This is a genomic window from Kitasatospora sp. NPDC057692 (genome assembly GCF_042799475.1).
In the GTDB taxonomy this organism is placed as follows: Bacteria; Actinomycetota; Actinomycetes; order Streptomycetales; family Streptomycetaceae; genus Kitasatospora.
Window position 1 is genome coordinate 1 of record NZ_JBHVIV010000009.1, and the last position, 14054, is coordinate 14054.

General features: G+C 74.2%; 13 protein-coding genes. 4 read left to right on the forward strand and 9 right to left on the reverse strand.

All coding sequences use genetic code 11. The features are described 5' to 3' along the window. Positions 1–431: 431 nt before the first annotated feature. Complete coding sequence (locus ACFVFS_RS07665) at positions 432–1436, reverse strand: stage II sporulation protein M (protein WP_380621265.1); 1005 nt, start codon at positions 1434–1436, stop codon at positions 432–434. Positions 1437–1657: 221 nt separating this feature from the next. On the opposite strand from ACFVFS_RS07665, the gene ACFVFS_RS07670 reads away from it, so the two are divergent. Further along, a complete protein-coding gene (locus ACFVFS_RS07670; protein WP_380621266.1) occupies positions 1658–2596 on the forward strand; it encodes an RDD family protein in 939 nt (312 codons plus the stop codon). A gap of 48 nt (positions 2597–2644) precedes the next feature. On the opposite strand, the gene ACFVFS_RS07675 is transcribed toward ACFVFS_RS07670, so the two are convergent. Then, a complete protein-coding gene (locus tag ACFVFS_RS07675; protein ID WP_380621268.1) occupies positions 2645–3298 on the reverse strand; it encodes a hypothetical protein in 654 nt (217 codons plus the stop codon). Positions 3299–3421: 123 nt separating this feature from the next. Between ACFVFS_RS07675 and ACFVFS_RS07680 the strand changes: the two genes are divergently transcribed. Together ACFVFS_RS07680 and ACFVFS_RS07685 are read left to right on the forward strand one after the other, a co-directional pair. Further along, positions 3422–3994, forward strand: coding sequence for a SigE family RNA polymerase sigma factor (locus ACFVFS_RS07680; protein ID WP_380621270.1), 573 nt, complete (start codon positions 3422–3424; stop codon positions 3992–3994). Beyond that, the gene (locus tag ACFVFS_RS07685) at positions 3991–5070 is read left to right on the forward strand and encodes a hypothetical protein (RefSeq protein ID WP_380621272.1); all 1080 of its coding nucleotides are present in this window, start codon (positions 3991–3993) and stop codon (positions 5068–5070) included. Before ACFVFS_RS07680 ends, ACFVFS_RS07685 begins: the two co-directional genes overlap by 4 nt. Before the next feature lie 105 nt (positions 5071–5175). Here ACFVFS_RS07685 and ahcY read toward each other — a convergent pair whose 3' ends face one another. The 6 genes from ahcY to ACFVFS_RS07715 form a co-directional block, all read right to left on the reverse strand. Next, entirely contained in the window at positions 5176–6624 is a 1449-nt protein-coding gene (ahcY, locus tag ACFVFS_RS07690) for an adenosylhomocysteinase (protein ID WP_380621274.1), read from the reverse strand. A gap of 323 nt (positions 6625–6947) precedes the next feature. After that, positions 6948–7925, reverse strand: a complete 978-nt coding sequence (locus ACFVFS_RS07695; protein WP_380621276.1) for a cation diffusion facilitator family transporter — start codon at positions 7923–7925, stop codon at positions 6948–6950. Positions 7926–8045: 120 nt separating this feature from the next. Next, positions 8046–9341, reverse strand: a complete 1296-nt coding sequence (locus tag ACFVFS_RS07700; protein ID WP_380621278.1) for an SIS domain-containing protein — start codon at positions 9339–9341, stop codon at positions 8046–8048. 116 nt (positions 9342–9457) lie between these two features. Further along, positions 9458–9640 carry a Trm112 family protein gene (locus tag ACFVFS_RS07705; RefSeq protein WP_376098326.1) on the reverse strand — a complete coding sequence of 61 codons (183 nt, stop codon included), beginning with the start codon at positions 9638–9640 and terminating at the stop codon, positions 9458–9460. Between the two features lie 101 nt (positions 9641–9741). Next, complete coding sequence (locus tag ACFVFS_RS07710; RefSeq protein WP_380621281.1) at positions 9742–11124, reverse strand: phosphomannomutase/phosphoglucomutase; 1383 nt, start codon at positions 11122–11124, stop codon at positions 9742–9744. Between the two features lie 188 nt (positions 11125–11312). Then, complete coding sequence (locus ACFVFS_RS07715) at positions 11313–11678, reverse strand: DUF3499 domain-containing protein (RefSeq protein WP_380621283.1); 366 nt, start codon at positions 11676–11678, stop codon at positions 11313–11315. 164 nt (positions 11679–11842) lie between these two features. Between ACFVFS_RS07715 and ACFVFS_RS07720 the strand changes: the two genes are divergently transcribed. Then, on the forward strand, positions 11843–12295 hold the full coding sequence (locus ACFVFS_RS07720) for a metallopeptidase family protein (RefSeq protein WP_380621285.1): 453 nt from the start codon (positions 11843–11845) through the stop codon (positions 12293–12295). A 61-nt stretch (positions 12296–12356) separates the two neighbouring features. Here the strand turns inward: ACFVFS_RS07720 and ACFVFS_RS07725 are convergent, their stop codons facing one another. After that, the gene (locus tag ACFVFS_RS07725) at positions 12357–14051 is read right to left on the reverse strand and encodes a DUF5719 family protein (protein WP_380621287.1); all 1695 of its coding nucleotides are present in this window, start codon (positions 14049–14051) and stop codon (positions 12357–12359) included. Positions 14052–14054 lie beyond the last annotated feature (3 nt).

Here is a 14054-nt window from a genome sequence, read left to right on the forward strand (position 1 = left end):
CAACATATCTGGCGTTGACTTTTGGCACGCTGTTGAGTTCTCAAGGAACGGACGCTTCCATCAGGCGGCTTTCACACCGGCCCTCCGGGCGCTTCATTCTTTCGTGTTTCCAGCTTACCAGATGTTTTCCGCTCCGTTTTCCGGAGTTTCATTCATCCGATTCCCACTGGGGGGATTTCCTTCAACTTCGCTCCGAAGCCTATCAAAGCTTTCGGTGTGCTCAGTTCCGGGATTTACCTTGTCGGAGAGGGTGTGCATTCGTTGAAGCACACTCGCCTCGACTCGGCGGTGTCGTAGACACTAACGCCCGAGCCCGACCGTTGTCCAGTCGGTCCCAACCGTTCAAACCTACTAGCCCGCCTCTACCACGTCAATGGTTTAACCGGGATGCGAGAAGAGTAGCAGGTCAAGGGCCTGTTGATCACATCGGCTCAGGCCGCGACCGGCTGTAGGTCCGCCCGGTCGGCCGCGTCCAGGTCACCGGTTTCCCCGGCTGCGGCGGCCTTGCGGCCCAACACCAGCGCGTAGAAGAGGAACGCGGCCTCCGCGACCGCCCCGATGGTGATCCGGGCCCAGGTGGGCAGGCCGGACGGGGTCACGAACGCCTCCAGGACTCCCGACACCGCCAGCACCGTCGCCAGGCCGATTCCCATGCCGATGATCGAGCGGCCCTGTTCCGCGAGCGCGGTGGCGCGGGTGCGCGGGCCGGGGTCGATGATCGTCCAGCCGAGCCGCAGCCCCAGGCCGCCGGCGACGAAGACGGCGGTCAGCTCCAGCAGGCCGTGCGGGATGAGCAGGCCGAGGAAGATGTCGAGGCGCCCCGCGGACGCCATCAGCCCGACGCCGAGGCCGAGGTTGAGGACGTTGCTCCACAGCACCCACAGCACCGGGAGGCCGAGCACCACCCCGTAGAGCAGGCACTGCACGGCGATCCAGGCGTTGTTCGTCCAGACCTGGGCGGCGAAGGAGCTCGCCGGACGGTCGGAGTAGTAGGTCTCGTACGCGCCGCCGGGCCTGGTCATCTCGCGGAGCTCGGCCGGTGCGGCCAGGCTGTTGCGGACCTCGGGGTGGGCGGCGACCCACCAGGCGACCAGTGCGGTGGCGAGCAGCGAGAGCACCGCGACCGGGATCCACCAGCGGCGCGAGCGGTAGAGCGCGGCCGGGAAGCTCACCGTGTAGTAGCGCGCGACGTCCCGCCAGCCGCTGGTCCGGCTGCCGGTGACCGCGTCGCGGGCGCGCGAGACCAGGCTGGTGAGCCGGCCTTCGAGGGTCGGGTCGGGTGCCGCGGCCTGGACCTTGGCCAGGTGCCCGGTGGCGCGCTGGTAGAGGGCGACGAGTTCGTCGGCCTCCTCACCGGTCAGGCGCCGCTTCCTGGCGAGGGCGTCCAGCCGGGCCCACTCCCCCTGGTGGGTGGCGACGAAGACGTCCAGGTCCATGCGGCGGCTCCATGGTCGGCGCGGGGCGCGAGGGTCGGGCGGTGCGGACAGGTGGGCCCAGCATGCCAGGGCGGAAGGGTGCGGCGGGCGCCGGGACCTCCCTTCCCGACGGGCTCCGCAGCCCCGTATGTTGACGGCAGCAGATCACGGGATCGTGGGGGCCGATCCGCCGGATTCCCCGCCCACGGACCGCGTACCACCGACGGGAACGGACGGGTGTCTTGAGCGACCTGGTGACGGGCGAGGCGGTCGTCCTCGGCCTGCGCGCGGCGAAGCTTCCGAGCCGGGGGCTGGCGATCGCACTGGACCTCACCGTGCAGATCGCCGGACTGGTGGCGACGACCCTGCTGCTGAGCCTGGTCCTGGTGGACCTGGACGGCGCGGCGGTCGCCGCCGTGACGATCGGGCTGACCGTCTTCTTCCTCGTGGCGCTCCCGGTCATGATCGAGACGCTGACCCGCGGACGCTCGCTCGGGAAGGCCGCGCTGGGGCTCCGGGTGGTGCGCAGCGACGGCGGGCCGGTGCGCTTCCGGCACTCGCTGGTGCGCGGGCTGGTCGGCTTCCTGGAGATCATCGTCCTGTTCGGGGTGCCGGCGGTGGTCTGCTCCGTGGTGTCCTCGGACGGCAAGCGGCTGGGCGACGTCTTCGCGGGCACGCTGGTGGTCCGCGAGCGGGTGCCCGGCGGGAGCGGCGGGGCGATCGCGCTGCCGCCGGTGAACCCGCAGCTGTTGCAGGCGATCGGCGGCGAGCTGGTCGCGCTGGACCTCTCCGCCGTGCCGGAGCCGCTCTGGCTGGCCGTCCGGCAGTTCCTCGGGCGGATCGGCGAGCTGGACCAGGCCGTCGCCCACCAGATGTCCGCCCGGCTCGCGGACGACCTGGTGGCCCGCACCGGCCACCCGGTGCCGTACGGGGTGCACCCGGCGGCGTACCTGGGCGCGGTGCTCACCGAGCGCCAGCGGCGCGAGTGGAGCCGGGCCCAGGGGTACGCGGCCCAGCAGCAGGCCCACGCTCAGGCCCAGGCCCATGTCCAGGCCCAGCAGCAGCAGGCCTGGGCGCCGTCCCCGCCGGGCACCCCGGCCGCTCCCCCCGCCCCGTCGGCTCCTCCGGCCCCGCCGACTCCTCCGACCGCCCCCGGCACCGGCTTCGCCCCGCCCGCCTGACCGCCACCCGCCCGACGCCGGGCCCGCCCCGCCCCGGCGGCCCGACGCTCAGCCCCCGAGGCCCTCGCCGTAGCCGAACTCGGCCGGCCAGGGGTTCGGCGGTGACTCCAGCTCCTCCAGCTCGACCCCGTCCGCCGCCAGCACCACGTCCCCCGCCAGGTGCACCACCTGCTGCTCGCCCGTCTCCAGATCCGCCACCTGGTACCGCTCGACGACCAGCGGCCCCGAGTCCGTCCCGTGCGTCTCGACCCCCTCCAGCAGCCAGCCCTGGTCGAAGGTGCGCGGCGCCAGCACCGGCTCGGTGAAGGCGACCAGCCGCACCCGCGCGCTCGCCCCCTCCCGCAGCCGCAGCATCCGCGCGGTGGCGACCAGGAAGCCGGGCGAGCGCCCGGCGAAGCCGTGGGCCCGGTCGTGCCCCTCCACCGCCTGCTCGCCGGCCGGGTCGGCCGCGTCGGCCCGCACCCAGGCGACCCCGTCGACGGCGCCGCCGCGGACCTGCCAGCCGCCGGTCCGCAGTTCCATCCGCAGCGGCCGCGCCCGCGCGTCGAGGGTGAGGTCCACCGTGCCGAGGACGCGGCCGTCCGGCGCGTACGTCTTGGAGACGTACCGCCAGCCGGCCGGGCCGGGCGCGCAGCTGAACCGCTCCTCGCCGAGCAGGACGTGGTCATGGGTGTCGTGGAGCGAGTACCGGCCGTTGGGCATGCCCGAAAGCCTACGTCCGGGCGGGACCGGGCAGCTCGGACGTCCGTGCAACCTCCCGCGCGCGGGCCGCATCAGGGAGGTGAACGCCGCGGCTGCGGCGCCTCAGAGAAGGAGCGTTCATCCATGGCGAAGCAGAACCGCGACGCCGAGTTCACGGAGTTCGTCGCGGCTCGGGCGCCGTGGCTCCGCAAGGTGGCCTACCTGCTGTGCGGCGACTGGCATCGCGCGGACGACCTCGTCCAGGAGGCCGTCACCAAGCTGTACGTCCACTGGGGCCGGCTCTCCGGGGTGGAGAACCTGGACGGCTACGCCCGGACCGTCCTGCTGAACACCTTCCTGGCCGAACAGCGCTCCCCCTGGTGGCGGTGGACCTCCCGGCGCGGCACCGGGACGCTCCCCGAACAGACCGCCGCCGCGCTGGACGTGGACGCCTCGGTCGACCTGCACCGCGCACTGGCCGCGCTGCCGCCCCGCCAACGGGCCACGGTGGTGCTCCGCTACTACTGCGACCTGACGGTCGAGCAGACCGCCGCCGCGCTGGAGTGCTCCTCGGGCAACGTCAAGAGCCAGTCGTCCCGGGGCCTCGACGCACTGCGCCGTTCCCTCGGCCGGAGGAGGGACCAGGAGGAGGAGTCCCACGAGCTCGACACCTTCCGGATCCCGGTACCGGCAGAAGCAGAAGGAACCGAGTCATGAACGACCGCACCCACGACCGCACCGACGCCGACACCGACCAGTACGGAACCCACCTGGCCGCCCGGCTCACCGCCCTCGCCGACGCGCCCGCACCCGCGAGCCGCCTGGACACCGCCTGGGCGATCCGCACCGGCAGGTCCCGGCTGCGGCGCCGCCGGGCCGGGGCGCTGGTCGCGGTGGCGGCGGCGGTCCTCGGCATCTCGCTCGTCGGCACCGTGCTGCCGTTCGGCAACCCGGGCATCCCGGCCACGTCCATCCCCGACGGCCCGCCCGCGCTCCCCCGCTACGGTCCGGACACCGGCCGCGACCCGATGGCGGCCAGCGCGGCCTTCGGCTGGCTCCCCAAGGGCTTCGACCAGCTCACCTACCACTCCCACCCGACCAAGGGGCGGATGGGCATCAAGGCCTTCGGCCCGGCCATCGACGAGGTCCGCCGCCCGGCGGTCTTCCTGGACGTCTACGCACCGGGCGAGCAGCCGCCCGTGGTCCAGTCCAGGGAACCGCGCGCCACCGCGTCGGTGAACGGGAAGCCCATGTACTGGCTGGACCCCCGGCCCGGCACCCCGGCCGCCGACGGCGGCCAGCGCATCCTCCGGTTCCACGCACCCGACGGCCGGTGGGCCGAACTGACCACCATCTACATGGACTCCTTCCCCGTGGAGGAGTTGCTGCCCCGCATCGCGAAGGGCGTGCGCGCCGGACAGCAGGCCGCGGCCCTGCCGTTCACCGTCGAGAACGTCCCCGCGGACTACGAGCCGTACGGTGCGGACTTCAACCTGGGCCTCGAAGCCGCCTCGGGCCTCCCGTGGACGGCATCCCTCACCTACAAACTGGGCCAGAACTACATCAGCGTCGTCGCCCGTCCCGATGTCGAGCGCGATCCGCCGTTCACTCCCGACCAGGGCGCGGAAGCGCCGCCCGGCCTCTGCAAGAGCCAGCGGGGACTGCGGCTGTGCGTGCACTCGCCCCAGGGTGAGGAGCCGTTCGCCGCGGCCGGCGGCCTCCAGGGCTGGCTGGACCGCGTGACCGGGCTGGGCACCGACCCGGCCGACTGGACCACCGACGTCATCCGCTGACGTCATCCGCTGAGACCCGGTCCGCCCCCGAACCCACGGTGGCCGGCGCCCTCCACAGGGGAGGGGGCGCCGGCCACCGTGCCGTCGGATCGGACCGTCACCGCATCAGTAGCGGTACTGCTCCGGCTTGAACGGGCCCTCGACCGGGACGCCGATGTAGTCGGCCTGCTCCTGGGTGAGGGTGGTCAGCTTCACGCCCAGCGCGTCGAGGTGCAGGCGGGCGACCTTCTCGTCCAGGTGCTTCGGCAGGACGTAGACGCCGATCGGGTACTGCTCGGTCTTCGTGAACAGCTCGATCTGGGCGATCGTCTGGTTGGCGAAGGAGTTGGACATCACGAACGACGGGTGGCCGGTCGCGTTGCCCAGGTTCAGCAGGCGGCCCTCGGACAGCACGATGATGGTGCGGCCGTCGGCCTTGCGCCACTCGTGGACCTGCGGCTTGACCTCGGTCTTCACGACGCCCGGGAGCTTCGCGAGGCCGGCCATGTCGATCTCGTTGTCGAAGTGGCCGATGTTGCCGACGATGGCCTGGTGCTTCATCCGCTCCATGTGGGAGGCCAGGATGATGTCCTTGTTGCCGGTGGTGGTGATGAAGATGTCGGCGCTCTCGACGACGTCCTCCAGGGTGGCGACCTGGTAGCCGTCCATCGCGGCCTGCAGCGCGCAGATCGGGTCGATCTCGGTGACGATGACCCGGGCGCCCTGGCCGCGCAGCGACTCGGCGCAGCCCTTGCCGACGTCGCCGTAGCCGCAGACGACCGCGACCTTGCCGCCGATCAGGACGTCGGTGGCGCGGTTGATGCCGTCGATCAGCGAGTGGCGGCAGCCGTACTTGTTGTCGAACTTCGACTTGGTGACCGAGTCGTTGACGTTGATCGCCGGGAACAGCAGCTTGCCGTCGCGGTGCATCTCGTAGAGGCGGTGGACACCGGTGGTGGTCTCCTCGGTGACGCCCTTGATGGTGGCGGCGACCTCGGTCCACTTGTTCGGGGTCTCCACGAGCGTGCGGTTGAGCAGCTCCAGGATGATGCGGAACTCGTCGTTGTCGGCGGTCGACGGGTCCGGCGCGGCGCCGGCCTTCTCGAACTCGACGCCCTTGTGGATCAGCAGGGTGGCGTCGCCGCCGTCGTCGAGGATCATGTTCGGGGTCTTGCCGCCCGGCCAGGTCAGCGCCTGCTCGGTGCACCACCAGTACTCGTCCAGGGTCTCGCCCTTCCAGGCGAAGACCGGCACGCCCTGCGGGTTCTCCGGGGTGCCCTCCGGGCCGACGGCGATGGCCGCGGCGGCGTGGTCCTGGGTCGAGAAGATGTTGCAGGAGCACCAGCGGACCTCGGCGCCCAGGGCGGTGAGGGTCTCGATGAGCACGGCGGTCTGCACGGTCATGTGCAGCGAGCCGGTGATCCGGGCGCCGGCCAGCGGCTTCGACTCGGCGTACTCGGCGCGGATCGCCATCAGGCCGGGCATCTCGTGCTCGGCGAGCTGGATCTCCTTGCGGCCGAAGGGGGCCAGGGAAAGGTCGGCGACCTTGAAATCACCGGTGATGTCGGTCGACATGCGTCTGCTCCTCGTGTGACGGGTGGGGCGTGGCCAAGGTCCTGGGGTGCGTCACAACACGGCGGGCCGCCCGGGTGCGCGGCAACGCCAGGGCGCCCGGCCCGCGAACCGGTCACCGGCGCGGCACGGATGCCCTGTTGCTCGGCACAAACCGTCGGAGGACCTCTCTCCCTCGACCGGTGCGCGCCCCCTCGGGGGCCGCCCGCCGATCGACCGCCATCAGCAGCGACGTTCTGGCTCTGGGGACGAATCTACACCGACGGCCCCGGACGGCGGCCCCGCTACGGCCGTTTTCGGCCTCCCGCCCGGGGCGCCCGGGCCCCTCAGTGCGCGCCGCCGGGGACCGGTCCGCCGGGCGTGGCGTACGGGTCGTCGCCCGCCGCCTCCTTCTCGGCGCTGTAGATGTCCGGCTCCAGGTAGATGACCCGGGCGATCGGCACCGCCCGCCGGATCCGCACCTCGGCGGCGTCGATGGCCGCGGCGACCTCGGCGGCCGTCGAGTCGGCCGGGACGGCGATCTTGGCGGCGACCAGCAGCTCCTCCGGACCGAGGTGCAGGGTGCGCATGTGGATGACCCGGTCCACGGAGTCGTGGTCCACCAGCGCGTCGCGGATCCGGCCCACCACCTCGGGGTGGGCCGACTCGCCGAGCAGCAGCGAGCGGGTCTCGACCGCCAGCACGAACGCGATGGCGACCAGCAGCAGCCCGATGCAGAGGGTGCCGACGCCGTCCCAGACGCCGTCCCCGGTGATCGCGGTCAGCCCGACGCCGAACAGCGCCAGCACCAGGCCGATCAGCGCACCGCTGTCCTCCAGCAGCACGACCGGCAGCTCCGGCGCCTTGGCCCGGCGGATGTAGGCGGACCAGCCGTGCGTCCCCTTGTCCTTGCGGGCCTCGCGGAACGCGGTGAGGAAGGACCAGCCCTCCAGCGCGATGGCGAACACCAGCACGCCCACCGGCCAGTACCAGTTGTCCAGCTCGTGCGGGTGGGCGATCTTCTCGTAGCCCTCGTAGAGCGCGAACATGCCGCCGAGGCTGAACAGCACGATCGACACCAGGAAGGCGTAGATGTACCGCTCGCGCCCGTAGCCGAACGGGTGCTCGGCGGTGGCGGCCCGCTGCGCCCGCTTGCCGCCGACCAGCAGCAGCACCTGGTTGCCGGAGTCCGCGACCGAGTGGACGCCCTCGGCGAGCATCGAGGAGGAGCCGGAGAAGGCGAAGGCCACGAACTTGCTCACCGCGATGCCCAGGTTCGCGGTCAGCGCCGCGACCAGTGCCCTGGTACCGCCTTCGGTACTCATGCTCGGAAGGTCCCTCCGTCGGGGGCCGTCCGCGCGGCCCGTTGCCGGTCGTCCGGTGTCCCCGGTCGTCGTCGACCGCATACGGTACCGGGCCGCCCGGCCGCCGCTCCGGACGGTGGCTCAGGACTGCGCGGCGGCGAGCCCCAGGTAGACGGCGGCGAAGTCGGTGAGCGCCACCAGATCGGCCAGCGCGTGCAGCGGGTCGGCGCGGTGGCTGGCGTACTCGGTGAGCCGGACGCCGTGGGCGGCGGCGAGCCGGTGCGCCCGGGTGGCGCCGAAGCTGCGCGGGCCCGAGTCGTCGGCCGGCACCTCGGCGGGGCCGTCGTCCTGCTCCCCCGGGCCGGCCGGCTCGCCGGACCCGGACGGCGGGCCCGCGACCTGCCGCAGCAGCAGCACCTGGAGGTGCAGCGGGTCCGGCTCCTCGACCCGGTCGCGGAAGAAGTCGTCGGGGTCGGCGCCCGCGCCGAGTTGCCCGGTGAACATGCCGCGGTGCGCGGTGAGCACCTGCGGCAGCAGGCCCGCCAGGGCGGGGCGGCCGGCCCGGTCGGCGAGCTGGGCGGCGAACCGGACGGCGGCCGCGCCGGCCACCGGTCCCTCGGCCCAGAGCAGCGGGACGGTGCCGGCCAGCCGGGCGGCCAGCCCCTTCGCCGGGTTGGTGTACGCGGCGGCGTCCGGCCGGCAGCGGACGGCGGTGGCGTCCAGCAGGTCGGCGGTGAGCGGCAGCGCGTCGTAGGCCAGCTGGGTGACGCCGAGCTTCTGGGTGAGCGCGAGCAGCGGCGCGAGGTGGGCCCAGAGCGCGGCCGGGTCCTCGGCGGGCAGGTCGGGCTCGGCCCCGTACCCGGCCGCCGGGGCGCCGTCGCCGGGCGCACCGGGCTCGGTGGGCTCGACGGCGGACGGCACGAAGGGCAGCGGCAGGGCGCGGACCTGCTGGGCGGCCTCGGCGAGCGGGCTGCCCTCGGGGGCGGTGACGACGATCGCGCAGCCGCGCGCGTAGGCCTGTTCGGCGAGCGCGACCAGGCCCCGCTCGCCGCCGCCGGCGGAGCTGATCACCAGCAGGTCGAGCGGGCCCGCCCAGCCGGGGAGCTGCCAGGCCAGGCCCGCGGTGAAGGCGGCGGGGGCGGTGGCCCGGTCCGGGCGCGGGACGGGCGCGGCGTCGGTGGGCGGCAGCGGGGCGACCAGGCTCGCGGTGCCGGCCAGGGCGGCCAGCATCTCGCCGGCGGTCAGCGCGCTGCCGTGCCCGGCGACCAGGACGGCGCGGGGGCGGCCGTCGGGGCGCAGCCGGTCCAGCCCCGCGGCCTCGGCGAGCCGCAGGGCGGTGCGGACCCGGGCGCCGGAGCCGGCGAGGGCGAGCAGGGCGCGGTCGTGGTCGGCGCGCTGGAGGGCGGCCGGGTCGTCGAGCAGGGTGTCGTCGAGCATGCGGCGGGCCTCCGGCTGGTGGCTGGGCGCTGAGGACGGCGGACGGCGGACGGCGGACGGCGGACGGCGGGCGCGGGGCGGGGCGGGGCGGGCCCGGGCGGGCCGCCCCTCCAGGATCAGGCCGGGCGGCGGGCCTCGTCCACCAGCAGGACCGGGATGCCGTCGCGCACCGGGTAGATCAGACCGCAGCCCTCGCCGGTGCAGAGCAGCTCGGGCTGCTCCTCGGTGCCGCCCTCGGTGAGCGCGGCCCGGCACTGCGGGCAGACCAGGATCTCCAGCAGGAAGGATTCGAGCTTCATGGCGTTCGGTCTCCGGTCTCGCTACGGGGGTTGCGGCGGGCGGGCACGGCGGTGCCCCGGCCGAGAGGAAACCCTACCGGCCGGGGCAGCGGGGCCGTACGTCAGGCGCGGACGACCGCCAGCACGCCGTCGCGCAGCTCGGCCATCTTCGCCGGGTCCTTGGCCTCGACGTTCAGGCGCAGCAGCGGCTCGGTGTTGGAGGCGCGCAGGTTGAACCACCAGTCGGCCCCGGCCACGGTGAGGCCGTCCAGCTCGTCGACGGTGGTGCCCTCGACGGCGAAGGCGGCGCGCACGGCGGCGGTGCGGCCGGCCTGGTCGGCGACGGTGCTGTTGATCTCGCCGGAGGCGGCGTACCGGTCGTACTCGGCGGTCAGCTCGGAGAGGGTGCCCCGCTGCCCGCCGAGGGCGGCCAGCACGTGCAGCGCGGCGAGCATGCCGGTGTCGGCGCGCCAGAAGTCGCGGAAGTAGTAGTGCGCGGAGTGCTCACCGCCGAAGACGGCGTCGGTGACGGCCATCTCCTGCTTGATGAAGGAGTGGCCGACGCGGGTGCGCACCGGGGTGCCGCCGAGCTCGCGGACCACCTCGGGGACGGTCCAGGAGGTGATCAGGTTGTGGATGATGGTCGGCTCGGCCTCGCCGGCGGCCTTGGCGCGGGCGATCTCGCGGGCGGCGACCAGGGCGGTGATGGCCGACGGGGAGACCGGCTCGCCGCGCTCGTCGACGACGAAGCAGCGGTCGGCGTCGCCGTCGAAGGCGAGGCCGAGGTCGGCGCCGACCTCGCGGACCTTCGCCTGGAGGTCGACCAGGTTCTTCGGGTCGAGCGGGTTGGCCTCGTGGTTGGGGAAGGTGCCGTCCAGCTCGAAGTACATCGGGACGAGCTCGACCGGCAGGCCGTCGAAGACGGTGGGCACGGTGTGCCCGCCCATGCCGTTGCCGGCGTCGACGACGACCTTGAGCGGGCGGATCGCGGCGAGGTCGACCAGCCCGAGCAGGTGGTCGGCGTAGCCGCGCAGGGTCTCCCGCTCGGAGAGGGTGCCCGGGCGGACGTCGCGCGCCGGGACGGTGACGGTGTCGTCCTCGGCGGTCCAGGACTCGACCAGCTCGCGGATCTCGGCGAGGCCGGTGTCCTGGCCGACCGGGGCGGCGCCGGCCCGGCAGAGCTTGATGCCGTTGTACTGGGCCGGGTTGTGGCTGGCGGTGAACATCGCGCCGGGCAGGTCGAACGCGCCGCTGGCGTAGTACAGCTGGTCGGTCGAGCAGAGGCCGATCTGCACGACGTCGGCGCCGTGGCCGGCCGCGCCCTCGGCGAAGGCCAGCGTCAGCGACGGGGAGGAGGGCCGCATGTCGTGGCCGACCACGATCGCGGTCGCGCCGGTCACCTGCACGAACGCGGCGCCGAAGGCGCGGGCGAGGCTCTCGTCCCACTGGTCCGGGACGACGCCCCGTACGTCGTACGCCTTCACGAGCTGCTTGAGGTCGCGCACTGCGGCTCCACCCTGGTTCTGTGTCTGATCGGCGAACGCGCCGGCGCCCTGGCCGGCGGGCTGATCGCCCGTGGTCACGATACGTCCGGGCACGGCGGCGGCCGCTGACCGGTACAGGGGGGCAGCGTACCCGGGCGGGCGGAACGGTTCGTGCGGGGGCGGGAGCGGGACCCGGGCCGGGGGGCGGGTCAGTTGTCGGGCGAGCGGAGCACCCGGAGGTGGCCGCGGCGGCCGCCCTCGGTGGACTCGCCCTCGGGGGCCCGGCCCTGACGCGGGGTCTGCGGGCGGGCGGCCTCGCGGACGGCGTTGGCGAGCGCCTCCAGGTCGTCGCTGCTGCGGCGCAGCGGACCGGCCTCGGCGACGAGCCGGACCACCTCCCAGCCGCGCGGGGCGGTGAGGCGCTCGGCGTGCTGGGCGCACAGGTCGTAGCAGTGCGGCTCGGCGTAGGTGGCGAGCGGCCCGAGGACGGCGGTGGAGTCCGCGTAGACGTACGTCAGCGTCGCGACGGCCGGACGGCCGCACGCGGTCCGCGAACAACGACGTACAGAGCTCACGAGGGTGGACGGTACAGCACTCCCCGCCGGGGAGCGAAGACCGCCTGTCCGGAGGGTGTGCCGTGTCGCCGTCCGCGCGCCGTCGCGGTGCTCCGCTCGCCCCGGGCGAACAGCTGCCGGGGTGGTCCACTTCCGGGCGTCCAAGGACTACTCTCGGCAGTGATATGGACAGCTCCGCACCGCAGTCATCGACGGGTCCCTCGCGCCGCCCGCGGCACCGTGACCGGCACGGCCGGGGTCTGCGCGGCCCGCTCGCGCCGCCGCAGGTCCCGATCTCGCTCACCCGCTCCGAGTTGTTCGACGACTACGTGCGCGAGTCGGTGGAGCGGCTGGAGCGGCGCTGGCCGCAGCTGATCGAGGTGGAGTTCGCCGTGCAGGAGGTGCCGCTGCACGAGCCGGACGGCGCCGATCCGGACGGCGGGGTGCCGCTGGGCCGGGTCTCGCCCGGCCGGAAGGGGCGCAAGAGCCAGATCGTGGTGTACCGGCGGCCGGTGGAGATCCGGGCGAAGTCGCGGGAGGACCGCGCGGCGCTGGTGCACGAGATCCTGATCGAGCAGGTGGCGGAGCTGCTGGGGCTCTCCCCCGACGCCATCGACCCGCGGTACGACGAGGACTGAGCCGGGAACGGCGGAGGGGCCGCGCCCGTGACCGGGTGCGGCCCCTCCGGTGTTCCGGTGCTCAGCGCAGGACCACGCCCGGGGCCTGGGCGGCCTTCGGGACCTTGACGCTGGACCGGTCGTCGCGCAGCGCCTGGACGGTGAACATCGGCACGTCCTTGGCGGGGATCGAGAGCATCCGGGCGGCGGCCACCGGGCCTCCGGTGACGGTCTCCACGGTGAGCGCGAAGCCTCCGTTCAGTCCGGCGGGCTCGGGCGCGGGGAGGGCGACGGTGCCGCCGGCCGGCAGCTGGACCTCCTGGGTGGCGGGGGTGCCGCCGCCGGTGCCGGCCGAGGAGGTGACCCGGACGGTGGCGGCCTCGCCGGTGGAGGTGAGGAAGAGCGTGGACGCGCCGCCGCCCCGGTTGTCGGCGACGGTGGCGCGGGCGCCGACCGGCACGGTGCCGGCCAGCCAGGCGGCGTCGGACTTGCCGTTGGCGGCGGCCCGGTCGATCCGCAGGCCGGCCACCACCGGGGTGGGGTGCTTGTCGTCGGTGGGCGACACGCGCAGGCCGGCGACCTCGTCGCGGGTCACCTTGCCGAGGTCGACGGCGGCCACCATGCCGGCCTTGACGTGGATGGACTCGTTGCCGGCCGGGGTGAACCAGCCGTTCTTGCCGGAGAGCTCGATCTTCAGGTCGGCGTCGTCCTCCGGCGGGGCCCAGACGACCAGGCGGGCGGCCGAGGTGTCGGCAGGCAGGCCGGGCAGCACCTGGACGGCCGCCGGGTCGGCGGAGGCGGGCACCCAGTCGGCGCCCTTGCTGCCGTCGGCGGCGTGCAGCGCGGCGCCGACCCGGCCGGTGCGGGCGACCACGTGCACGGCGAGGTCGGCGACCTGGCCCTTGCTGAGGGTGGGCAGCAGCACCGACTGCGAGCTGCCGGGGGCGACGGTGATGCTGTTGGCGGCGTCGTTCTCGATCAGGCCCTTGTCGCCGTAGAGCTTGAGGTCGACCACGGCGGCGCTGGATTCCGTGTTCACCAGGCTGATGTAGTCGGTGCGGCCCTCGGCGGTGGAGGCGCCGACGAACCAGAAGCCGGTGCCGGCCGGCGTGCAGGTGATCCCGGACAGGCCGAGGCCGCGCTGCTCGGTGACGGTGGTGGTCTGGGTGACGGTGAAGCCGGGGGCGAGCGCGCCGGTGGCGACGGCCCCGGTGCCGGGGGCGATGTCGCCGTTGGCGGCGGGTCCGGTCACCGGGGTGCCGGGCTTGGCCAGGGTGAGCCGGGCGTCGGTGGGTGCGGTGTCCTTGGCCGGCGCCGGCGCGGCGGTCGGGGCCGCGGGTGCGCCGGTCGCGGCCGGGGTCGCCGGCGCGGCGCTCGGGGCGGCGGTGGCCGGCGGGGTGGCGGGCGCGGCCGCGTCGGAGAGCCAGCCGGTGCCGGCGGCCTCGCCCGTGCCCGTCCCCGGCGGGGTGTACGCGGTGAGGGTGGTGGCGCCGGTGAGGCCCTGGAGCGGCTGCGGGCAGACCGCGGTGCTCCGCTCGACCTGCGCCGAGGTGGCGGTGGCCGCGCCGGTGCGGGCCGGGGCGGCCGGCGGACGGAGTTCGGCGATGCCGAACACCGCCGCGAGCACCACGCCGGCGGCCAGCAGCGACCTGGTGGTCCGCGCCACCGAGGAGCCCTTCGGGGCGGGGGCGCCGTCCGAGGCCCTGCCGGGCGCGGGCGCGGCCGCGGGGGCGGTGTCCGGCGCGCCGGACTTCTTCCTGAAGGCGGGCTTCTTCATCGC